21 protein-coding genes and 1 tRNA gene are annotated in these 22229 nt (G+C 67.5%); 9 read left to right on the top strand and 13 right to left on the bottom strand.

Annotated elements, in window-relative coordinates:
* Positions 1 to 14 precede the first annotated feature (14 nt).
* Complete coding sequence (locus ASE78_RS09670; RefSeq protein WP_056496153.1) at positions 15 to 818, bottom strand: SDR family NAD(P)-dependent oxidoreductase; 804 nt, start codon at positions 816 to 818, stop codon at positions 15 to 17.
* 60 nt (positions 819 to 878) lie between these two features.
* A complete protein-coding gene (locus ASE78_RS09665; RefSeq protein ID WP_056496151.1) occupies positions 879 to 2690 on the bottom strand; it encodes a glycoside hydrolase family 15 protein in 1812 nt (603 codons plus the stop codon).
* Positions 2691 to 2806: 116 nt separating this feature from the next.
* Here ASE78_RS09665 and ASE78_RS09660 point away from each other — a divergent pair, with 116 nt between their 5' ends.
* Positions 2807 to 3937 (top strand): Gfo/Idh/MocA family protein, encoded by a 1131-nt coding sequence (locus ASE78_RS09660; protein ID WP_056496149.1) that lies wholly within the window; start codon positions 2807 to 2809, stop codon positions 3935 to 3937.
* A gap of 135 nt (positions 3938 to 4072) precedes the next feature.
* On the opposite strand, the gene ASE78_RS09655 is transcribed toward ASE78_RS09660, so the two are convergent.
* The 4 genes from ASE78_RS09655 to ASE78_RS09640 are packed head-to-tail and all read right to left on the bottom strand — an operon-like array spanning position 4073 to position 8734.
* A complete protein-coding gene (locus ASE78_RS09655) occupies positions 4073 to 5080 on the bottom strand; it encodes a zinc-dependent alcohol dehydrogenase family protein (RefSeq protein ID WP_056496146.1) in 1008 nt (335 codons plus the stop codon).
* The gene (gloA, locus tag ASE78_RS09650) at positions 5077 to 5598 is read right to left on the bottom strand and encodes a lactoylglutathione lyase (RefSeq protein WP_056496143.1); all 522 of its coding nucleotides are present in this window, start codon (positions 5596 to 5598) and stop codon (positions 5077 to 5079) included. The genes ASE78_RS09655 and gloA overlap by 4 nt, the downstream gene beginning before the upstream one ends.
* Positions 5599 to 5652: 54 nt before the next feature.
* Positions 5653 to 7731: an ATP-binding protein gene (locus ASE78_RS09645; RefSeq protein ID WP_235514982.1), complete on the bottom strand. Its 2079-nt coding sequence runs from the start codon at positions 7729 to 7731 to the stop codon at positions 5653 to 5655.
* A gap of 4 nt (positions 7732 to 7735) precedes the next feature.
* A complete protein-coding gene (locus ASE78_RS09640) occupies positions 7736 to 8734 on the bottom strand; it encodes a glycoside hydrolase family 43 protein (protein ID WP_235514980.1) in 999 nt (332 codons plus the stop codon).
* A 44-nt stretch (positions 8735 to 8778) separates the two neighbouring features.
* Between ASE78_RS09640 and ASE78_RS09635 the strand changes: the two genes are divergently transcribed.
* Positions 8779 to 11250: a M1 family metallopeptidase gene (locus ASE78_RS09635; RefSeq protein ID WP_156351392.1), complete on the top strand. Its 2472-nt coding sequence runs from the start codon at positions 8779 to 8781 to the stop codon at positions 11248 to 11250.
* A complete protein-coding gene (locus tag ASE78_RS09630; protein ID WP_056496139.1) occupies positions 11247 to 11726 on the top strand; it encodes a DUF6702 family protein in 480 nt (159 codons plus the stop codon). Before ASE78_RS09635 ends, ASE78_RS09630 begins: the two co-directional genes overlap by 4 nt.
* Here ASE78_RS09630 and ASE78_RS09625 read toward each other — a convergent pair.
* Together ASE78_RS09625 and ASE78_RS09620 are read right to left on the bottom strand one after the other, a co-directional pair.
* Positions 11713 to 13065: a sensor histidine kinase gene (locus tag ASE78_RS09625; RefSeq protein ID WP_235514978.1), complete on the bottom strand. Its 1353-nt coding sequence runs from the start codon at positions 13063 to 13065 to the stop codon at positions 11713 to 11715. The two genes, ASE78_RS09630 and ASE78_RS09625, sit on opposite strands and share 14 nt — an antisense overlap.
* Positions 13062 to 13724: a response regulator transcription factor gene (locus ASE78_RS09620; RefSeq protein WP_056496135.1), complete on the bottom strand. Its 663-nt coding sequence runs from the start codon at positions 13722 to 13724 to the stop codon at positions 13062 to 13064. Before ASE78_RS09620 ends, ASE78_RS09625 begins: the two co-directional genes overlap by 4 nt.
* A gap of 111 nt (positions 13725 to 13835) precedes the next feature.
* Between ASE78_RS09620 and ASE78_RS09615 the strand changes: the two genes are divergently transcribed.
* Positions 13836 to 14438 (top strand): hypothetical protein, encoded by a 603-nt coding sequence (locus ASE78_RS09615; protein WP_082467111.1) that lies wholly within the window; start codon positions 13836 to 13838, stop codon positions 14436 to 14438.
* Between the two features lie 29 nt (positions 14439 to 14467).
* Here the strand turns inward: ASE78_RS09615 and ASE78_RS09610 are convergent, their stop codons facing one another.
* The 3 genes from ASE78_RS09610 to ASE78_RS09600 are packed head-to-tail and all read right to left on the bottom strand — an operon-like array spanning position 14468 to position 17066.
* Positions 14468 to 15109 carry a DUF4893 domain-containing protein gene (locus tag ASE78_RS09610; protein WP_235514977.1) on the bottom strand — a complete coding sequence of 214 codons (642 nt, stop codon included), beginning with the start codon at positions 15107 to 15109 and terminating at the stop codon, positions 14468 to 14470.
* A gap of 7 nt (positions 15110 to 15116) precedes the next feature.
* On the bottom strand, positions 15117 to 15902 hold the full coding sequence (locus tag ASE78_RS09605) for a 3-hydroxybutyrate dehydrogenase (protein WP_056496132.1): 786 nt from the start codon (positions 15900 to 15902) through the stop codon (positions 15117 to 15119).
* 3 nt (positions 15903 to 15905) lie between these two features.
* Complete coding sequence (locus ASE78_RS09600) at positions 15906 to 17066, bottom strand: patatin-like phospholipase family protein (RefSeq protein ID WP_056496129.1); 1161 nt, start codon at positions 17064 to 17066, stop codon at positions 15906 to 15908.
* A 129-nt stretch (positions 17067 to 17195) separates the two neighbouring features.
* Here ASE78_RS09600 and ASE78_RS09595 point away from each other — a divergent pair, with 129 nt between their 5' ends.
* From ASE78_RS09595 to ASE78_RS09580, 4 genes are read left to right on the top strand one after another with little or no spacing between them, the layout of a single operon-like run.
* The gene (locus ASE78_RS09595; RefSeq protein WP_056496127.1) at positions 17196 to 18077 is read left to right on the top strand and encodes a neutral zinc metallopeptidase; all 882 of its coding nucleotides are present in this window, start codon (positions 17196 to 17198) and stop codon (positions 18075 to 18077) included.
* Positions 18077 to 18541: a GreA/GreB family elongation factor gene (locus tag ASE78_RS09590; protein WP_056496125.1), complete on the top strand. Its 465-nt coding sequence runs from the start codon at positions 18077 to 18079 to the stop codon at positions 18539 to 18541. Before ASE78_RS09595 ends, ASE78_RS09590 begins: the two co-directional genes overlap by 1 nt.
* On the top strand, positions 18541 to 18990 hold the full coding sequence (locus tag ASE78_RS09585; RefSeq protein ID WP_082467129.1) for a YaiI/YqxD family protein: 450 nt from the start codon (positions 18541 to 18543) through the stop codon (positions 18988 to 18990). Before ASE78_RS09590 ends, ASE78_RS09585 begins: the two co-directional genes overlap by 1 nt.
* Positions 18991 to 19000: 10 nt before the next feature.
* On the top strand, positions 19001 to 19180 hold the full coding sequence (locus tag ASE78_RS09580) for a phage terminase small subunit-related protein (RefSeq protein ID WP_055762730.1): 180 nt from the start codon (positions 19001 to 19003) through the stop codon (positions 19178 to 19180).
* Between the two features lie 106 nt (positions 19181 to 19286).
* On the opposite strand, the gene ASE78_RS09575 is transcribed toward ASE78_RS09580, so the two are convergent.
* Together ASE78_RS09575 and ASE78_RS09570 are read right to left on the bottom strand one after the other, a co-directional pair.
* On the bottom strand, positions 19287 to 20276 hold the full coding sequence (locus ASE78_RS09575; protein ID WP_082467110.1) for an NADP-dependent oxidoreductase: 990 nt from the start codon (positions 20274 to 20276) through the stop codon (positions 19287 to 19289).
* 89 nt (positions 20277 to 20365) lie between these two features.
* On the bottom strand, positions 20366 to 21562 hold the full coding sequence (locus tag ASE78_RS09570) for a DUF2171 domain-containing protein (RefSeq protein WP_055762733.1): 1197 nt from the start codon (positions 21560 to 21562) through the stop codon (positions 20366 to 20368).
* 244 nt (positions 21563 to 21806) lie between these two features.
* Here ASE78_RS09570 and ASE78_RS09565 point away from each other — a divergent pair.
* Positions 21807 to 21882: transfer RNA gene (locus ASE78_RS09565), tRNA-Ala, on the top strand.
* The last annotated feature ends 347 nt before the right edge of the window (positions 21883 to 22229 follow it).

Genomic DNA, 22229 nt, shown 5'->3' with positions numbered 1-22229 from the left:
GGAGCCGCTCCGGTTCAGCCCGCCATCGTCATCACCGCGCCCGAATCGACGCGGATGTTTGCACCGTTGATGAAGCTCGCCGGTCCCGAGCACAGGAACACGATCGCGGCGGCCACTTCCTCCGCCTTGCCGCGGCGCTTGAGCACCATGCCGGGGCGCTCTTCCTTCAGGAAACTCTCGATCGCCGAGTCCATGTCGGTGCCGAGTTCCTTTGCGCGCTTTTCCATCATCGCGTCGGTCATCGGCGTTTCGATAAAGGCGGGCGACACACTGTTCACCAGCACATTGTCGCAGCCATAGGCCTTGGACAGCCCTTTCGTCAGGTTCAGCAACCCGGCCTTGGACGCGCAATAGGCAAGCTCGTCGACATAGGGCTGCACTGCATCCTCGGACGCGATCAGCACGATCCGCCCGCCGCCCGCCTTGCGCATCGCCGGAATTGCCTCGCGCGCGACGCGGACCGCACCCATCAGGTTGATCTCCAGCGTCTCCGCCCAGCCGGCATCGTCGACCTCGAGGAAATCACCGGTCGCCCCGGTCACGCCGGCCGCATTGACCACGATCTCCGGATCGCCGAGCAAGTCGCGCACCTTGGCGAACAGCGCCTGCACGTCGGCCAGCTTGGTAACGTCGGCCGGCACCGCGACCACCTCGCCATATTGCTTCAAGCCTTCGAGCGTGGATTCGATGTCACCGCCGGGTCGGTCGCTGATCGCGACCCGCACGCCTTCCTCCAGCAGCATGCGCGCGGTTTCCCGGCCGATCCCGCTGTCCGATCCCGTCACCAACGCGATCTTTCCATCAAGCCCGAAGTTCATCCTGTCTCTCCAATCCAGCAACACCGGACGGCCAAGCTCTTGAAATGACGCGAAGTTCCGTCACAATTGCGTACCGTTCAGCGTGGCAATCGCCTGGATCAGTGCTAAGTGGCTCAAACCTTGCGGCAAATTGCCGAGATACTCGTGCGTCTTCGGATCGATCATTTCCGGCAGGATGCCGACGCCGTCCGCCAGCCCCGCCATCGCCGCGTCGAACGCCGCCGCCGCGCGGTCGTGCTGGCCAAGGATCGCCCGCGCCTCGACCATCCAGAAAGTACAGGCAAGGAAACAGCCTTCTTCCTTGTCCATGCCGGTGTAGCGATAGTGATAGGCCCCCGCGCCAAGCTCGCGGTCGATCGCGTCGAGCGTGCGCGCCAGCCGGTCCTGCCCGTCGAAGCGGAACCGCACCGCCAGCGCCAGCGACGCATCGAGGCCGTCCGCGCCCGGATAGCAGAGATAGGCGCCGCGCTCCTCCGACCAGCAATGCTCGCCGATCCAGTCCATGATCCGGTCGCGCTCGCGCGCCCAGCGGTCGCGGCAGGTGGTGGGAAGCTGCCCGGCATCGGCCAGTTCGACGGCGCGCTCCAGCGCCTGCCAGCAACTGATCTTCGACATGGTGTAATGCTGGACCTCTTCCAGCTCCCAGATGCCGGCATCCTTCTGCCGCCAACGATCGGCGCATTGGTCGGCGAGGTGCGACAGCGTCTCGGCACTGGTCGAATCGAGGATGTTGCCACAGGCGACGAAGCGTTCGGCCGTCTCGAAGATGTCGCCATAAATGCCGTGCTGGTGCTGGTTGGTGGCAAGATTGCCCGCGACCACCGGCTGCGACCCGCGATAACCGGGCAGGTCGACCCGCCGTTCGTCGGGCACCCGGTCGCCGGCCAGCGTGTAACAGACGCGCGGGGCACCCTCGCCCAGCCGCTTGAGCAGCCAGGTGAACCCCGCCTTCGCCTCGCCCAGCGCACCGATCCGCAGGAACGCCTTGATCGTGTAGCCCGCGTCGCGAATCCAGGCGTAGCGATAGTCCCAGTTCTTGTTGCCGCCGATCCGTTCGGGCAGCGACGTCGTCGCGGCGGCGACGATCGCACCCGAGGGCGAGTAGAGCAGCAGCTTCAGCGCCAGCGCGCTGCGGATCGCGGTCGCGCGGTGATCGCCGACACAGTGGAGCCGCTGCGTCCAGTCGCGCCATTCCTTGTCGGACAGGTCGATGCGTTCGTCGACCGCTTGAATCGTCGGCACCACCAGCGGCTCGTCGGCGCCGGCGACGATGCCGATCGTCGCGCGCTCGCCCGGCCCCACCGCGATCCGCCCGTCGATACCGTCGTCGCCCTGCCGGTCGATCGTGACATTGTCCGAGCAACGCACCAGCCCCAGCACCGCGCCGACATGGAACACGTCGTGCCCCCCGGCCCGCGCGAAATAGGGGCTGACGGTATCGGCCCGCCGCCCGAAACGCAGCGTCAGCGTGAAGGCGACGCGCCCGTCGAGCCCCTCCACCCGGCGGGCGAGTTCGGCCCAGGGCAATCGCCCGGCAGTGCCGCTGTTCAGGCTCTCGACCAGCTTGGCGCGGCCACTGGCGGTCGTGAAGATCGTCTCCAGCACGTTGCTGTCGTCGCGGTAGCGTTGTTCGCTGGTGAACGGTTCGACCGGGGTGATCGCGAAATAGCCGCCCTGCCCCGCATCGAGCAGCCGGTCGAACAGCGGCGGCGAATCCATGTTGGGCACGCACCACCAGTCGATCGATCCGTCCGCGCCCGACAGCACCACCGCCCGCCCGTCCCCCAGCGCACCGTAGCGGGCAAGCGGCAGATAGCCGTCGGTATCGCGCAGCGAGGCGGGAGCAGAGGCGGACGAGGATCGCAGGAACATGCGCCCGATAACCCGTGATAGCGCGCAAATGTCCGTGATCGCGGGGAGACAGCGGCGGCGACGTGCGTTTGCGTGGCTTCACCTCCCCTGAAAACGATAGTTCGGAGAACCGCCGCATGAGCCTCGCTTCCGCCCTGGGCCTTGGCAAGAAGGTCCGCTACGCCGTCGTCGGTGCCGGCGACATCACCCAGCGTTCGATGCTGCCCGGCATCAAACACACCGGCAATTCGAAGCTCGTCACCGTCGTCACCGGCGACAGCGACAAGGCGACGGCACTGGCCGAGATGTACGGCCTCGATCGCACCTATAGCTATGACGAATATCACGAACTGCTGGCATCGGGCACGATCGATGCGGTGTATCTCGGTACGCCCAACTGGCGGCATGCTGAATTCGCGGTGCCCGCACTCGCGGCGGGCATCCATGTGCTGTGCGAAAAGCCACTCGAAATCTCGACCGAACAGGGTCGCGCGATCCTTGCCGCGCAGCAGGCGTCGTCGGCGAAGCTGATGACCGCCTATCGCCTGCATTTCGAACCCGGCACGCTGTCGGCGATCGACAAGGTGCGCGACGGCAAGCTGGGCGATCTCGTCACCTTTACCGCGACGTTCAGCCAGTCGCTCGACCCCGAGAACCACCGCGCCAGCCACGGCATCGTCGCCGGGCCGCTGTTCGACATGGGGCCGTATCCGATCAACGCCATCCGCTACCTGTTCGGCGAGGAACCGGTCGCGGTTGAATCGGCGGTGGCAACCCGGCAGGCGAAGGCCGGCTTCGGCGATCTCGACGATACGTTCGCGGTCGTGCTGCGGATGCCGGGTGATCGCCTCGCGAGCTTCACCGTCAGCTATTACGCCGGCAACGTCGACTATCTGACGATCTGCGGCGCCAAGGGCAGCATCCATATCGATCCCGCGTTCGGCTATGGCGATACCCAGCATCAGACGATCACGATCGATACGACCAAGTCCGAAGAGAAGTTCAAGCCAACCGACCAGTTCGGGGGCGAGATGAAATATTTCTCCGACTGCATCCTGAACGGCGACGATCCCGAACCCGATGCCGAGGAGGGTCTGGCCGATCTGCGCGTCATCGAAGGCATCGTCGAGGCGCTCAAGACCGGTCGCCGCGTCGACCTGCCGCCGTTCGAGCGCAAGCGGCGGATCAACACCGCGACGCAGAAGCAGACGCTGTCTCCGGTGACGCCGCCCGAAACGGTAAAGGCTAAGACGCCGAGTGGTCAGTAACCACTACTCCCCTCCCTGGAAGGGANGGGGGGGGGGGGGGGGGGGGGGGGGGGCCCCGGCCTGCGAGGGAAGGCACGCTCGCACCACGGACCAACCCACCCCAACCCCTCCCTGTCAGGGAGGGGCTTTACCGGCTTACCACTCCACCCCGATCTTGCCGAAATGCTCGCCGCCCTCCTGAAACCGGAACGCCTCGGCCAGATCGGTCAGCGCGAAGCGGCGGTCGACGACTGGGCGAATGCCGGTCGCATCAAGCGCGCAGACGAAATCCTGTTGCGCGCGCCGGCTGCCGACGATCAGCCCCTGCAACCGCGCCTGTTTCGCCATCAGCGCCGCCGTCGGCACCTCGCCGCCGCGCCCGGTCAGCACGCCGATCAGCGAAATATGCCCACCGACCCGCACCGCCGCGATCGACTGGGCGAGCGTGGCCGGGCCGCCGACCTCGACCACATGATCGACGCCGCGCCCGTCCGCCCATGCCGCGACGGTCGCGCCCCAGTCCTGATCGCTGCGATAATTGACGGTGAAGTCCGCGCCGAGGTCGCGCGCCCGCGCCAGCTTCGCGTCGCTCGACGAGGTGATGGCGACCACCGCCCCCATCGCCTTGGCGATCTGCAACGCCCAGATCGAGACGCCACCGGTGCCGAGCAGCAGCACCCGGTCGCCCGCCTTCAATCCGCCATCGACCACCAGCGCGCGCCATGCGGTGAGGCCGGCGGTGGTGATCGTCGCCGCCTCGACCGCGTCCCAGCCCTTGGGCGCGTGGGTGAAGGCGGTGGCGGGCAGCACGACCGTCCCTTGCGCGAACCCGTCGATGCCGTCGCCCGGCGTCCGCGCGAAATCGCCGATCGTCGGCGGGCCGTCCTGCCAGTCGGGGAAGAAGCACGAGACGACGGTGTCACCGACCGCGAAGGCGGTGACGCCCTCGCCCACCGCCTCGACCACACCCGCGCCGTCCGCCATCGGCACGCGGCCATCGGCGGCGGGCGACTTGCCGCTGACGACGATATAGTCGTGGAAGTTGAGCGAACTTCCATGCAGCGCGACGCGGATGTCGCCCGGCCCCGGCTGCCCCGGATCGGCGCGCTCGATCCATTCCAGCCGGTCGAGGCCGCCGGGGGCGCGCAGGGTCGTCGCCTTCATGCCGCATCCTCCGCCTGAACGACGGCATCGGTCATGCCGTTCGGCGACAGGATCTCGATCCAATAGCCATCGGGATCGGCGATGAAGGCGATGTCCTTCATCTTGCCCTCGTCGGGCCGCTTGACGAAGGATACGCCCAGTTCCTCGAACCGCGCGCAGGCGGCGGCGACGTCGGGCACCGAAATGCCGATATGACCGAAGCCGCGCGGATCGGCATTGCCATTGTGATAGCCGGCGAAGTCGGCATCGTCCTCGGTGCCCCAGTTATGCGTCAGTTCCAGCGTCGTCTCGCGCGTGAACAGGAAGCGGGCGCGTTCCGCCGGGTCGGCGGGGATCGTCTCGCCGTCCTTGAGATAGGCGAGGAAATACAGCGAGAACGCCATCTCCTCGAAATCCAGCTTCTGGATCAGCGTCATGCCCAGCACGTCCTGATAGAAGGACAGGCTGGCGCTCGGGTCGCGCACGCGCAGCATCGTCTGGTTGAGGACGAAGCCCCGGGTGCCGTCGGGTCGGGTCATCGAAACGCTCCTGTGCGATTGGAGCGGCTCGAACGCGGCAACGGTGCGTGCGGTTCAGCCGCCCAGCGCGGCGATGGCGCGGGCCAGCTCGGCTTCGCGGAACGGCTTGGTCAGGCGCGGCAGGTCGGCGGGCAGCCCGTCGACCTCGGCATAGCCCGACACGATCAGCACGGCGACGCCCGGCATGCGGTCACGCACCGTCCGCGCCAGCCACGCGCCCGACGGGCCGGGCATCAAGTGATCGGTCACGACCAGATCGAACCGGCGGGTGTTGAGCACCCGCTCCGCCTCGGTCGCGCTGTCGACCTCGACCGTATCATAGCCAAGGTTCTGGAGCATGACGGCAGTGGTCATCCGCACCAGCGGTTCGTCGTCGACCACCAGCGCGCGGCCCCGGAATTGCAGCGGATCGGCATCCTCGCCACCGCCGTTCTCCACCACCGCCGCCGCGCTGACCGGCAACCACAGGTCGATGCGCGTGCCGACCCCCGGCGCGCTGACGATCGCCATCGTGCCGCCCAGTTGCAGCGCGAGGCCATGGACCATCGACAGGCCAAGCCCGGTGCCCTTGCCGATCCCCTTGGTCGAAAAAAACGGCTCGATCGCGCGGACGGCGATGTCGGCGGTCATGCCGGTGCCGGTATCGATCACCGACAGCCGGACATAGCGCCCGGCACTCACCCCGGCATCGCGCGCCTCGGCCGCGTCGGGCAGGTCGGCGGCGATGGTGATCCGCCCCCCGCCCGGCATCGCGTCACGCGCGTTCACGCACAGGTTCAAAACAGCCATTTCCAACTGGTTGGCATCGGCCAGCGCGGGCGGCAGGTCGGCGGACACCATGGTAGTCAGCGCCGTCTGCGGCCCGATGGTGCTGCCGATCAGATCGGCCATGCCGCCGATCAGCGCCGACAGGTCGACGGCACCGCGCTGCAACGGTTGCCGCCGCGCGAACGCCAGCAGCCGCTGGACCAGCGTCCGCGCGCGCTCGGCCGATTGCAACGCGCCGTCGATCAGCCGCAGTTCGCGCGGCGACAGGCCGGCGCGCCGCTGGAGCAGGTCGAGGCTGCCGAGGATCGGGGTCAGCAGATTGTTGAAGTCGTGCGCGACGCCGCCAGTCAACTGGCCCATCGCCTCCATCTTCTGCGCCTGTCGCAGCGCGTCCTGCGCCTCGCGCAGGTCGGCCTCGGCGCGCAGCCGGTCGGTCACGTCGGTGACGAACTGGAACGCGCCGATCCGGTTGCCGGCATCGTCGTACAGCCGGTTGAACTTCATCTCATAGGCGCGGCGGGCATGGCCGCGGTCGGTATCGCCGAACACTTCGATCGCGGTGAATTCCTCGCCCGCCAGCGCCCGGTCCCAGACCGATCGCACCAACGCCATCTGTTCGGGCTGATCGGCGATCAGCGCGAGCAGATTGTCTCCCACCCGCGGCCGCACGCCGAACACCCGCTCGAATTCGGTCACGCCGGCACCGTTGATCGCCAGCCAAGTGTAGTCGAGGTCGAGGACGTTCACGGTCGCGTCGGTCGTCTCGAGAATGCTGGCCAGGATATTGCGCTCGGCAGTGCGTTCGGCGACGCGCGCCTCCAGCGTGTGGTTCAGCTCGCGCAGATCCTCCAGCGCGGTGGTCAGTTCGGCCTGGCTGCGCTTCAGCGCCGCGTCGGACAGGACCCGCGACGTGGTCTCGTTGGTGAAGATGAACAGTCCGGCAATCGCACCGTCACGGTCGAGAATCCGCGAATAGGAAAAGCTCCACCACGTATCCGCCGCGCCACGATCGGTATCGAGCTTCCACGGCACGTCGACATAGCGCGGGCTGGTTCCGGCATAGGCCGCCGCAATGATCGGCATCGCCTGTTCCAGCCCGTCGGCCCAGACCCGGTCGAACCGCTCGCCCATCGCCCAGTCGAGCCGTGGCCCCAGCAGCGGAAAATAGGCTTCGTTGAAGAAGAAGGTGAGGTCCGGCCCCCAGCACAGGATCATCGATTCGGGCGAATTGACGACGAGGCTGAGCGCGCTGCACAGCGCGTCGGGCCAGGTTTCGGGCGGCCCCAGCACATGGTCCGACCAGTCGCGCGCGCGGATCATGTCGGCCGCCCGGCCACCGCCATTCAGGAACGGGGCGATCGTCACCGCCTTATGCCACCGGTCCTGCCACCAGCCCTTCGGCCAGCGCGCGCGGTATCCGCACCAGCGATCCGTGGCGGGCGCCCCCGGGCATCGTCAGCCGCGCGGTCACGTCGCGCCATTCGCGGAAGTCGCGCGTCGCCGCCGCGCCCCAATGACCGTCGCGATACACGTCCCAGTAACAGATCGTCTCCCCGCCCACCTGCGCGGTCATCGGTCCTTCGACCCACGACGGCGTGAACGCTGCCCCAAGCGGCGCGAACGGCCCGGTCGGAGTGGCGGCACGCGCGACCTGCAGATATTTGCGCGGCGGCTGCACCGTCTCGTCCTTGACGATCAGGTGGAGGCTGCCGTCGTCCCCCCGCGCGAACGTCCCGTCGATCACGCTGAACCCCGGATCGTACAGCACCTGCGGCGGGCCGAACGTCACGAAATCGCGCGTCGTCACATACCAGAGCCGGTGGTTGTAGCCCGATTCCGAACTGCCGTCGGTTTCGGGAAATCGTCCGCGCACCGTGCTCGACCAGAAGACGACATACACACGCCGCCGCGCGTCCCAGATCGCCTCGGGTGCCCAGCAGTTGCGGGTGCCCGCCACCCCGGCCATCACCGGCAACGCGCGCTGCGGCGTCCAGTGGCGCAGATCGCGGCTGGTGGCATGGCCGATCGTCACCCCGTCCCATGCGGTGGTCCACAACAGGTGCCATGGGGCGCTCCGCCCTTCGCCCCGGAACAGGAACGGATCGCGCATCAGCTTCGATTCGCCGACCATGGGTTTTAGGAAACTCCGCCCCCCGGCCAGTTCGCGAAAGGCGAAGCCGTCGTCGCTCAGCGCCAGCTTCAACCCCGTTGCCTCACCGCGTCCGGTGCCGAAATAGGCGAACAGCAACGGATCGCCCTGCCGTGCCAAGGCAGAGGCACGCCCACCGATCAGGGGAAGCGCCAGCCCGGCAAGCGCCGTCCGCCGATTGAGCATCATCGCCTTTGGCTCCCAGAGCGTTGATTCCATGGGTCGCTTGCCGCATGGGCGCGGCGACTGCAACCATTGGCGCGATGATCGGCAATCGACGGTTGACGTATCCGGTATCCGCAGCGACGATCACCGCCGACCCGCTGCGAAAGAACCGTCCGTTGCTCAAGACCTCCGCTTCCCGCCTCGCGCTCGGCCTCCTGCTGCTGGCCGCGCCGCCAGCATTCGCCGATCCGATCCGCCAGACCAAGGGCGACTGGCAGGACAAGTTCCGCCAACTGGAGGGTGAGGACTGGCCGACGCCGACCGACTATCGCGGCGCATCGGGGGCGCCGGGCCATCGCTACTGGCAGCAGAAGGTCGATTACGACGTCCGCGTCGCGCTGAACGAAGCGACCAAGGTCGTGACCGGCAGCGAGACGATCCGCTATCGCAACAACTCGCCCGACGCGCTGCCGTATCTCTGGCTGCTGCTCGACCAGAACGACTACAAGCGCAGCTCGATCGCGCAGATGAGCCAGACGGTGGCGGATACCGCGACGATCAGCATCGGCGACATCAACCGCGCCAAGCGGATGCAGGACTGGGAAGGCGGCTTCACCATCGCTGCCGTGCGCGGCCCCGACGGCCAGCCGCTGGCCCACCGCGTTACCGACAGCCTGCTGCGCATCGAACTGCCCGCCCCGGTCGCGGGCAACGGCGGCGAAGTCACGATCAGCATCGACTGGTCGTTCCCGATGGCCGAACAGAAGGTCGTCGACGGCCGGTCGGGCTATGAATGTTTCACCGATCCCGGACAGGACGGTAATTGCATCTTCGAGGGCGCACAGTGGTTCCCGCGCCTTGCGGTCTATTCGGATTACGAAGGCTGGCATAACAAGGCGTTTCTGGGCGCGGGCGAATTCACGCTCGAATTCGGCGACTATCGCGTCGCGCTGACCGTGCCCGCCGACCATGTCGTCTCGGCGACCGGCGTGCTCCAGAACCCCGATCAGGTGCTGACCCCTGTGCAGCGCCAGAGGCTGGAAACGGCGAAGACCGCGAGCAGCCCGACCTATATCGTCACCCCCGAGGAAGCAGTCGCTGCCGAGCGCAGCCGCGCGTCGGGCAGCAAGACGTGGACCTTCGCCGCGCAGAACGTGCGCGATTTCGGCTGGGCATCGTCGCGCAAGTTCGCATGGGACGCGATGGGCGTTCGGCAGGACTATGCCGCGAACCCGCACGTCATGGCGATGTCGTTCTACCCCAAGGAAGCACGTCCGCTGTGGGATGCGTACTCGACCAAGGCGATCGCCCACACCATCGACGTCTATGGAAAATTCGCCTTCCCCTACCCCTATCCCGTGGCGCAATCGGTCAACGGTCCGGTCGGCGGCATGGAATATCCCATGATTACCTTCAACGGTCCCCGGCCGGTGAAGGACGCCAAGACCGGGGCGCTGACCTATACCGAACGCGCCAAGACCGGGCTGATCGGCGTGGTGATCCACGAGGTCGGCCACGACTGGTTCCCGATGATCGTCAACAGCGACGAACGCCAGTGGACGTGGATGGACGAGGGGCTGAACACCTTCCTCCAGTTCCAGGCCGAAAAGCTGTGGGACAAGGACTTCCCTTCGCGGCGGGGCGAGCCGAAGGACATCGCCGAATACATGCTGTCGGACAATCAGGTCCCGCTGATGACCCAGTCCGATTCGGTGCTGCAATTCGGTGCCAACGGCTATGGCAAGCCGGCGACCGCGCTCACCATCCTACGAGAGACGGTGCTGGGCCGCGACCTGTTCGACCGGGCGTTCCGCGAATATGCCAACCGCTGGCGGTTCAAGCGGCCGACGCCCTACGACTTCTTCCGCACGATGGAGGAAAGCTCAGGGGTAGATCTCGACTGGTTCTGGCGCGGCTGGTTCTATTCGACCGACCATGTCGATGTCGCGCTGACCAACGTCGTGCAGGGCCGTGTCGCCGGCGGCGACCTGCCGGCGACCGAGCGGCAACGCCGCGCGATCCGCGATGGGGACAATGTCTCGCTGACCGTTCAGCGCAACGCCGGGCAGCGTACCGTGACCGAGCGCGATCCGGCGACCCGCGACTTCTACGACCAGACCGACCGGCTGGCGGTCAGCCCGCAGCAGCGCCGCGATCTCGCCGAGAAGCTGCAAGGGCTTACCCCGCAGCAGCGCGCCGCGTTCGCCGTGACCGACAATTTCTATCGCTTCACCTTCCGCAACATCGGCGGGCTGGTGATGCCGGTGCCGCTGAAACTGACGTTCAGCGACGGATCGACCGAGATCGCCCGCATCCCCGCCGAGGTCTGGCGTTACGATCCCAAACAGGTGACGTGGCAATATGTGACGCCAAAGACCGTCACGGCGGCGGAGATCGACCCGCTGCTGGAAATCGCCGATGCCGACCGGTCGAACAACGCATGGCGCGGCGCCATCCGCCCGGTGGTGCTGGAGATCGAGGATATTGACGAGCTGGAAAACCGGATGAAGGACTTCGACGTGCAGGTGAAGCCGGGATCGGTACGCACCTATCCGGCGGCGGCGAAGTGAGGCGTTGGGCGGCACTCGCGCTGGGGCTGGCGATCGTCGCCCCGGCGCAGGCGCATCGCGGGCATGATTCGCTCGCGGTGGTGACGCTCGCCGACGGCAGCGTCACCGTGTCGCACCGGTTCGAGGCGCATGACATCGAACCGGCACTGGCGAAGATCGCGCCGACCGCGCAGACCAGCCTCGACGATCCGGTGGCGCTGGCGGCACTGGAAGCCTATGTCCTGCGGCGCTTTACGCTGACGATCGACGGCAAGCCGGTGGCGCTGACCCACGTCAAAACCGACCTGTCACATGCCGAGGTGCGGATCGAGTATCGCGGCCGTGTGCCGAAGCGGGCAAAGGTCGTCGCCGTCCGGTCGAGCGTGCTGAGCGACGTCTACCGCGCGCAGGTCAATCAGGTGAACGTGCGGCGCGGGACGGTGGTGAAGTCGCTGACGCTGCGCGGCGGTGCCGCCGGCAGCGTCACGCTCGGCTGACCAACGGTAGCGTCACGGTGGCGGCAAGTCCGCCGCTCGGTGCCTCGCCCAGCGTCAGCGCGCCGCCATAGAGCGCCGCCAGATCGCGAACGATCGTCAGGCCGAAGCCATGCCCGTCGCCGCGTTCGTCCAGCCGGATACCGGGATCGGTCGCACGGGCACGGTCGGTGGCGGGAATGCCGGGGCCGTCGTCGGTGACGGTCAGCGCCGCCATCGCTTCATCGCGTGCGGCCGATACCCGGACGATCGAGCGGGCATGGCGCGCGGCATTGTCGATCAGATTGCCCGCCAGTTCGTCGAGATCGGCGGCATCGACCGCGACGATCAGGTCGGGAACGGTCGCTTCGATGGTGACGGCCGATCCCCGGTGCAGCGCCTCGACCGCCACTATCAGTCCCTCGATCGCTGGACAGAGTGGCGTCGCGCCACGCCGGTCGACCATGCCGTCGCGCGCGCGGGCAAGGTGGTGGCGGATCGTCGCATCGATCCGCGCCACCTGCGCGCCCCGCGGATCGCCGTGGAGGTCGAGCGCCAGCGTCGCCACCGGGGTCTTGAGCGCATGGGCGAGGTTCGCCGCCGAGCCCCGCGCGGTTGCCAGCGCGGCGGCATTGTCGCGGATCAGCGCGTTCAGTTCGATCGCCAGCGGGCGGAGTTCGTCGGGCTGACCCTCGGGCACGCCCTCCGCCGCCCCCTGCCGAATCGCCGCCACCCGGTCGCGCAGCAGCCGCAACGGACGCAGGCCATAGCGAAGCTGCACCAGTGTCGCCGTCGCCAGCACGATCGCGACGATCATCAACGTCGCGATCAGCGGCAGCATCGCTAAGCGCAGCGGCGCATCGATCTGCCAACGCGGGACGGCCACCGCCACGCGGACCGGCCCGGCGGTGGTCGCGATCGTATCGGTCAGGCCATGGGCGCGCGTGCCATCGACCAATTCGGCCTCGAACGGCTGCATCCCGGGGTCGTCGCGTCCCGGCAGCGGCGGATGCCGGCGGCCGCGTTCCGCCGGTGCGATCCGGTCGCTATCGCGGCGCACGATATCGCCGGGCAGGGTCCCGCTCCCGATCGTACCGGCCGGTGCGTCGATCCGCCACGCGGTATCGGCAGCGAAGGCACGCTTGACCGATGCCCGGTCGAGCAACGCCTGATCGATCGTTCCGTCGGGCCGCACCACCGCCCCAGCCAGCCGCAGCTTGTCGCTTAGCCGCTCGTCGATGTTGCGCGTCACGAAATGTTCGAGCACCCCGCCGATCGCGAACCCCGCCACCGGCAGCGCGACCAATGTCGTCACCGCCGACAGCGCCAGCATGCGGCCATGGATCGAACGCGGCAGCCTCATGTCCCGGCGGTGAGGCGATAGCCGCGCCCGCGCACCGTTTCGATCAGCGACGCGCCGATCTTCTTGCGCAACCGCCCGATGATGACCTCAAGGCTGTTCGAATCGACGTCGGCATCGCCTTCATAGACCCGCTCCATCAGGTCGAGCCGCTCGATCACCGCTTCCTTGGCAAGCATCAGCGCCGACAGGACACGATATTCGAGCGCGGTGAGCCGAAGCGGCAGCCCGTCCAGTTCGAACACCCCGGTCTGGCTCTCGAACGCGAGTGGCCCGCAGGTCAGCCGGGTGGCGCCATGCCCGGCGGCGCGGCGAACCAGCGCGCGCAGTCGCATCATCAGTTCCTCGATACGGAACGGCTTGGTCAGGAAATCGTCGGCACCGGCCTTGAACCCGGCGACCTTGTCCGACCAGCCATCGCGCGCGGTCAGGATCAGCACCGGCAGGGTACGGCCGCCCTCGCGCCATGCGCGCAATACCTGTGTGCCCTCGCGGTCGGGCAGGCCGAGGTCGAGCACTGCCACGTCATAGCGTTCGGTATCGCCCAGATGCTGCGCGTCGATGCCGCTTGGCACCAGATCGACCGCGCATTGCTCCGCGCGCAGTGCCCGCTGGATCGCGGGGCCGAGATCGGGATCGTCTTCCACCAACAGGATACGCATGGGCCCTCCGCTACGCCGCCTGTCTAAACCCAATCTGAACCGCCGGGTTCAGCGAGGCGCGGGGACGACTCGGCTAGAGCGATGCCATCGCAGCATGAAGGAGCAGAAGACATGACGAAATTTCGTTTTCCGGGCGTCGGCAAGGTGGCGCTGGGCATGGGCCTCGGTCTGGCGATCGGTGCCGCCGGCGGCGCAGGTGCGGTGTCGCTGACCCGGCCGGGCGTCGAGATGGCACCGACCGTCGCGACGCCGGTCAACCGTCTGTCCGCCAGCGACGGCGTGGTGACGGTCAAGGGCCGGGTTGCCGAAGTCTATGGCGACCGGTTCGTGGTGCAGGACGCCACCGGCCGGGCGATGGTCGACGCCGGACGGGACACCGCGCCTGCGAAGGGACAGGCAGTGCAGGTACAGGGCCGCTATGACAACGGACAGTTGCGCGCGTCCTACCTCGTCGATCCGGCGGGCAAGGTGACGGCGGTCGGCCCCGATCCGCGCCACGGCCCGCATGGCCCCGGGCGTGATGGTCCGCGTGGTCCCAAGGGTCCGGGTGGCCCGGGCGGTCCCGGCCCGGACGGTCGCGGTCCCGATCCGCGCCTGGCCGCTGGTGGTCCGCCGTGCGCGGCGGGTGCCGTCCCGCCACCGCCCCCGCCGGCCGCCGTTGCCGGGGTGACGCCGCCCACTCCGGTCGCTGCCCCCGCCGCACCGGCACAGTGACGCACGAGGGGAAGGGTCCGCCCTTCCCCTTACCCCTCGGCGGGGATGAGTTCGATCACGTCAAGCGTCGATTCGAACCGCGGATAGGGCAGCACCAGCCGCCAGCGCCGCTCTCCGACCCGCTCCAGCCAGCCGGCCATGTCACGGTCGCGGTCCTGCCCATATTGCAGCGCCGCCCGCTCGTCGCCGAGCAGCAGCGTACCGAGGAACACGGTGCGGTCACCATCGGCAAACAAGAGCCCCACCGGCCGCTGCGACCCGCTAAGCTTGTAGAAACTGCGCACCGATCCCTCATCGTCAATCCGGCAATCGAACGCCGGATAGGCGGTGAAGTCGCGTGACGCGGTGCCCACCCCACCCAGCTTGAACACCCGACAGCGGTAGCGACCAGCCGGAGCGTCCCCTGCCAGTCGCCGGTCGGGATCGAACAACATGCCCTGCGCCGCGACGCCGGCGGCATCGGCGGCACGGGCGCGGGGCAGCGCCGCCAGCCACGCATCGCGCCAGCGCCGCAACCGGTCGCGATCGTTCGGCGTCGCCACCCGCCGCCAGTCGTCGCGGACCGGGGGTGGCGGCGTGGCGGCGGCGGATGCGACCGGTGCCCCCCCGCCCCCGCAGGCCCCCAGCATCGCCCCGAGGCACAGGGCCGGAATCGTTGCGTAGCGCGTCATGCGATCGTCACGCCGCCGTCCAGCCGCCGTCGATCGACAAATTGGTGCCGGTGATCGCCTTTGCTTCGTCGCGGCAGAGATAGAGCGCGAGCGACGCGACCTGTTCGGCGGTGACGAATTCCTTGGTCGGTTGCGCCGCCAGCAGCACGTCGTTCATCACCTGCTCGCGGGTAAGGCCACGCGAGGCCATGGTGTCGGGGATCTGCTGTTCGACCAGCGGGGTCCAGACATAGCCGGGCGAGATGCAGTTGGCGGTAATGCCGCAGGTCGCGGCTTCGAGCGCGACCGTCTTGGTCAGCCCAGCCAGCCCGTGCTTGGCGGTGACATAGGCCGATTTATTGGGGCTGGCGACAAGGCTGTGCGCCGACGCGGTATTGATGATCCGGCCCCAGCCCGCCTTCTTCATGTGCGGCACGGCGGCGCGGATCATGTGGAACGCCGACGACAGGTTGATCGCGAGGATCGTGTCCCATTTGTCGACGGGGAAATCCTCGATCTTCGCGACATGCTGGATACCGGCGTTGTTGACGATGATGTCGACCGATCCGAACTCCGCCGCTGCGTGATCGACCATCGCCGCGATCTGATCGGGCTTGGTCATGTCGGCCGCGTCGTAGCGCGCTTCCGCGCCGCTCGCCGCCGCCAGCGCGGTACGTTCCTTCTCGATCGCGTCGGCGTCACCGAAGCCGTTGATGACGACCGTCGCGCCCTCGGCGGCGAACGCCTTGGCATAGGCGAGGCCGATGCCCGAGGTGGAGCCGGTGACGATCGCGGTCTTGCCCTTCAGGAACATGAACTATCCTTGGCGCTTGTGGGGATTGGGGGTGAGGTCGAACGCGGCGGTCCGCCCGTCGACGATATTGGCGGCGACGACCTGCGCATTGGCCATCGTCTCGGCGATGGCGGCACGGCCGGCGGCCCAATGCTCCTCCATCGCCCGTGCCGAAAATTCATAGTCGCGCGCCCCGCCCTCCCACGCATTGGCGCGGTAGATCAGGTGGACGAGGCTCAGGGGATGTTCGTCGGCCAGCGCCTCCAGCGCGCGGACGTCGGCATCGTCACGCAGGTCGGCGGGCAGGCGGGCGACCAGACGGCGGATCAGTTCGCGTTCCTGCCGCAGATGCAGCCGTTCGGCCGACACCTGCCGGGTGCGGCTGGAGAAACGGATTTCCTTTTCGCGCGCCACCACGTCGCCGATCGTGCGCGGCATCGTGGCTTCGGCGGCGAACAAATCGACCTGGAACACCAGCATCGGATCGCGCTGATGGTCGAGGATGTGGGTGAGCGGCGTATTGCTGACGAGGCCGCCGTCCCAATACCACCGCCCGTCGATCTCGACCGGAGGCAGCCCCGGCGGCAGTGCGCCTGATGCCATGACATGGCGCGCGTCGAGCCGTTCGCGCGCGCTGTCGAAATACACGAAATTGCCGCTCTCAATATCCACCGCGCCGACCGACAGGCGCACCGGTCCGCCGTTGACCAGATCCCAGTCGACCAGCGTGTCGAGCGTCTCGCGCAAGGGGGTCGTATCGTAATAGCTGAGCGCGGCGGGCGTGCCGGGCGAGGCGAACTGCGGCGCGAGCATGCGCGGGCGGAAGAAGCCCGGCACCCCGGTCGCCAACACCACGCCCGCCGACCATTCATGCACCCATTCGCGCACCTGATCGTCGGGCAGGATCGGGAACCACGGCAGCACGCCCCCCGCCTGGTTCCAGAACTGTCGCAGGCGTTCGACACGGGCGGCGGGCGGATTGCCCGCGACGATCGCGGCATTGATCGCGCCGATCGAGATGCCGGCGACCCAGTCGATCTCGACGCCCGCCTCGCCCAGCCGCTCGATCACGCCGGCCTGATAGCTGCCGAGCGCGCCGCCGCCCTGCAACACCAGTGCGACGCAGTCGGGAAGCGGCAGTCCGGGGAGTGCGGCGCGGCGCGGGCGGGGGTCGGCTTCGGCCATCGCGGGCACCTTGTGCGTTCTCGTGCAGGGGTTCAATGCCCGTACAACCGATTTCATCGGCGAGGGTTGCAACGCGCGTGCCCCTTCGCGCATTTCAATACGCAGCTTTAACGAACCGGACCGCCGCCCATGCGCCTCGACGATCTCGATCCATCCAGCAACGTCGACGATCTTGGCCGTGGCGGCGGCGGGCTTGGTGGGGGCGGCTTCAACCTGTTCGGCCTGTTGCCGCTGCTGCTCGGGCGTGGCCTTGGCTGCGGGACGATCGGCATCCTTGCGATCGTCGGGGTCGCGTTCCTGTTGTTCTCGGGTGGTGGCGGCATGCTGGGCGGCGGAAGCAGCGCTCCCACGACGCAGCAGCAGGGATCGGCGCAGGGCGACGTGCCGTGCGACACCGCCGAGGAACTGTTCGCCTGCCGCGTGCTCAAATCGACCGAGCAGGTATGGGGCGAAATCTATGCGCAACAGGGGCAGACCTATGCGCCGCCGCGGTTGCGCTTCTATCAGGACAATGGCCGGTCGGGTTGCGGCGCGGCGCAATCGGCGATGGGGCCGTTCTACTGCCCGCCCGATCGCGGCGTGTATCTCGACACCGGCTTCTTCCGCGAATTGTCGCAACGCTTCGGCGCGGGCGGCGACTTCGCGCAGGCCTATGTCGTCGCGCACGAGGTCGGCCATCATATCCAGAACCTGACCGGACAGGCCGAAGCGGTCAGCCGGGCGCAGCAGTCGCTGCCCAAGGCGCAGGGCAATGCCCAGTCAGTCCGCCTCGAACTGCAGGCCGATTGCTATGCCGGCGTATGGGGCAAGCGCAGCGGACGGATGGAGCCGGGCGATCTGGAAGAAGGGCTTAAAGCGGCCGAAGCGATCGGCGACGACACGCTGCAAGGCAGCAACGCCTCGCCCGAGAGCTTTACCCATGGCACTTCGGCACAGCGTCGTAGCTGGCTGAACCGGGGGTATCAGACCGGTGATCCTGCCCAGTGCGACACGTTTTCGGGTGCGATCTGATGAGCGTGGCGTTCCGGCGGGAGGATGACGACGAGCATAAGGAACCGCGCTTCGAACTGCCGCTCCCCCCCGGCCCCAATCTCGTCACACGGCGGGGACTGGCGGCGATGGCCGAGCAGGTCGTGCGGCTGGAACGCGACCTGGCGGCGGAAAGCGACGCCGAGCGGCAGACGGCGCTGAAACGCGACCTGCGCTATTGGCGCACGCGCCATTCGACCGCCGAGATCGCGCCGGTGCCGACCGACGAGGTAGCCTTCGGGGCGCGCGTCACCTATCGATTGAACGGTCAGCAGAAGACGATCGAACTGGTCGGCAGCGACGAGGCCGATCCGGCGGCGGGGCGGGTTGCCTTCACCGCGCCGCTGGCGGTGGCGCTGACGGGCTTGATGGCGGGGGAAACCGTCGACTTCGCCGGGCGGGCCGATGCGATCGAGGTGATCGACACCCAAGCGATCGAACCGTGATCCGCATCCTCGTCGATGCCGATGCCTGCCCGGTCAAGGACGAGGTATATCGCGTCGCCGAGCGGCATGGCGCGGCGGTCAAGATCGTCAGCAACAGCGCGTTTCGCGTGCCGCCACTGCCATTCGTCGAACGGGTGATCGTGTCGGACGGGTTCGATGCCGCCGACGACTGGATCGCCGGGGCGGCCGACCGGCACTGTGTCGTCGTGACCGCCGACATCCTGCTCGCCGACCGGTGCCTGAAAGCCGGGGCGAGCGTTCTGGCCCCCAATGGCAAGCCGTTCACCGGCGCATCGATCGGCGGCGCCATCGCGACGCGGGCGATCATGGCCGATCTGCGCGCGGGCGGCGACCAGCTTGGTGGCCCGGCACCCTTCGCCAAGGCCGACCGCTCGCGTTTTCTGCAATCGCTCGATGCCGCCGTGGTGCGGCTCCAGCGGACCTTGTGAGGAGCCTGTCATGGCCGAGAAGTTCGAGCGTCACCGCCAGCCATGGCGGCCGGACGAGATCCAGAAACTGCATCAACTAGCGGGCAAGGGCATGGCGTTGAAGGCCATCGCCAAGGCACTGACCCGCAGCGAGGAATCGGTCAGGGACCGGGCGAAGGACGACGGGTTGAAGATCGCGAAGCTGCGCTGACCTTCCCCGCCTTCCTGACAAGGAAGGGGTCGGTTTGAGGCAATCGCGACGTTCCCTCGCGGACCAACCCACCCCCAGCCCCTCCCTGTCAGGGAGGGGAGCTTACTTACAGCTTCACCAGCATCTTGCCGCGGTTCTTGCCGGAGAACAGGCCGAGGAAGGCGTCGGGCATGGCGTCCAGCCCCTCGACCACGGTTTCCTCACGCTGGAACCGACCGTTCGCGACGATCTCGCCCATGCCCTGATGGAATTCGGCGATGCGCGACAGGAAGTCGCTGACGATGAAGCCGCGGATACGGACGCGTTGCGAGATGATCCGCATCAGATAGCGCAAGGCGACCGGTTCGGAGGCGTTGTAGCCGTCGATCATCCCGCAGACCGCGAAGCGCGCGTTCTGATTGGCATGGGCCAGCGCCGCGTCGAGATGATCGCCGCCGACATTGTCGAAATAGACGTCGATGCCATTGGGTGCAGCTTTGGCCAGTGCCTTCACCAGCGGCACGTCGCCCTTGTAATCGACCACCGCGTCGGCGCCGAGCGAGCGGACCCAGTCGACCTTGTCAGGCCCGCCGGCCGATCCGATGACGGTCATGCCCTTGGCCTTGGCGATCTGCACCACGCTCGATCCGACCGCGCCGGCGGCGGCGGAGACGAACACCGTGTCGCCAGCCTTCGCTTCGGCGACCGCCAGCAGGCCGAACCACGCGGTCATGCCGGGCATGCCGAGCGCGCCGAGATAGGCCTGCATCGGGATGTCACCGTCGGGCAGGCGTTGCGCCTGATCGACGGGAAGGATCGCTTCGTCGCGCCAGCCGGCCATGTGCTGGACGCGGGTGCCGACCGGCAGCGTGTCGGCGCGGCTCTCGATCACCTCGCCGACCGCGCCGCCGGTCATCGGTTCGTCGAGCACGAATGGCGGGACATAGCTTTTCGTGTCGTTCATCCGCCCGCGCATATAGGGATCGACCGACAGCCAGCGGTTGGCGATACGGACTTCGCCATCGGCAAGGTCGCGGTTGTCGAGGGCGCGCAACGCGAAATCGGCGTGGGTCGGCAGGCCCTTGGGGCGGTGGATCAGGTTCCAGGCTTGCGCCATCGTGAGCGTTCTTTCTTGAATCGCCGAACAAGCGAGGGGGCCCGGTTGCCCGGACCCCCTGCCCTGTTCAGCCGGTGTAGGACAGCCGATCAATAGGTGCCGGAGAAGCTGCGATTGAGGTTCGTATCGCTGCTGCCGGTCGCGCTGGTATCGGTGTTGCCGCCGATGCCGGTGCCGGCGGTGGTCGAGGTGCCGGCATTCAGCGCCTGACCGGTGGTCGCCGACGCGCCGTAGCGGTTGCGATCCGAATCATTGTCGCCGCTGCCGAACCGGTCGTTGCCGTAGCTGCGCTGCTGCGACTGGCCGCGATCGTTGAACAGCGCCTGGTTCTGCTCCTCGTCACGCCATGCGCTTTGCGCTTCAGCCTTGGTCTTGCGCAGCGTCACCTTGTCGTCGACAGTCTGGACCCAGCGCGACGGGATCGAGTGGTGGTGGCCACCGGCGTCGACATCGGTTTTGGTCAGGATGATACGATCGCCGCGCACCTTGTCGACGGTGCCGACATGCTCGCCGTCCGAGCCGACCACTTCCTGATGCTCCTGCACGCGGGTCAGGCTGTCGCGCTGGCCTTGGCGTTCGGTGCGGAAGGCACTGAACTCGTTCTGGAATTTGGTCGAGTTTTCCTGACGATATTCGTCATAGTCGCGGTCGAACGCGCTGACCTGCGTGTCGCGCCACGAGCGATAGGCGTGGTCGCTGTGACGTTCGTCATAGCGCGCCATCTGTTCGTCATAGCGCTGATCGCGTTCGCGGCGGCGCTCCGCCTCCTCATCGCCGAACCACGAGCGGACCTCGTCGCCAGCGCGGGCAAGGAAGCCACGGTCGTCGCTATCGTAATCCGGGCGTTCGTTGCGCTCGCGGCCGCGATACTCGTCCCGGTTGCGGTTGTCGTCGCGGTCGTTGGGGCGATAGTCGGCGAAACGATGGCCGTCGCTGGCGTAGCTGCCGCGATAATTGCCGCCCTGTGCCGGTCCGCGCGACTGGTCGCGGTTGCCATAACCGCGATCACCGCTCTGGCTGCGCTCGCTGCCATAGTTGCTGCCGTAGCGATCACCGCGTTCGTCCTGACGGCCGCCATAGTAATCGCGGCTCTGGCCATAGTTGTCGCGGCCACCGCGATCCTCACCCTGCCATGACGAACCGCCATATCCGTAGGAACCGCCACCGCCGCCGAAGGAACCACCGCCGCGGTCGTTGCGATCATCGCGGTTGTTCGAGCGATCTTCATTCCGGTAACGGCCGCCCTGCGACCGTTCGTCGTTACGGGTATAGCGATCGTACGCCATGGAGTATCTCCTGCACTTGCACGATATTGTTGCGGCGCAGCAGCCCGATGCTGCCGCGTCGTAACATCACAAAGGACGATGGCGGCGTTGGTTCCGGCGCACGGTGGCGCGTGCGACGAGATACATCGCGGTTGCGCCCTGTCGTTTTGGTCGGGAAATCGGTGCGGAAAATCCAACTGGGCCGTTGCATCGGTCTGTGGGGCCGGCTAAAGCGGCGGCCCCGGCCGATGGCCGGATAAGGGGCGGGGCTGTAGCTCAGATGGGAGAGCGCTGCAATCGCACTGCAGAGGTCAGGGGTTCGATTCCCCTCAGCTCCACCACCCCGCCGCCGATGCCTTTGAGCGGGATTCGCTCGGGATCGGGGTGGTTTTCGGGATAGCGTTGGTTTTCCGTGGGTTGCGGGTTGTTGTTCGTGCCGGGCGGCAGGATTGCGTGGTCCAAAGTTTACAAAGTTTACACTAACGGCGTGTTCGTGGCGGTGTTGCCTTTGCCCGGTCGTGGGGCTTTTCGCGCGGGTCGACGATGGGAAAGAACCGGCGGGTCTGGCCGCCGGCGGTTCGGGTATGGCGTGAACCTCGCGTGTAGGACAGCCGATGGCCGACGGCGCTTCGTCACCCCGGACCTGTTCCGGGGTCCACCGACCCGCAAAGGCATCGCCCGAACTTCG

The organism is Sphingomonas sp. Leaf25 (assembly GCF_001421635.1).
Classification (GTDB): domain Bacteria; phylum Pseudomonadota; class Alphaproteobacteria; order Sphingomonadales; family Sphingomonadaceae; genus Sphingomonas.
The sequence above is the reverse complement of the archived record's forward strand: the minus strand, read 5'-3'. Positions and strand labels throughout refer to the sequence as shown.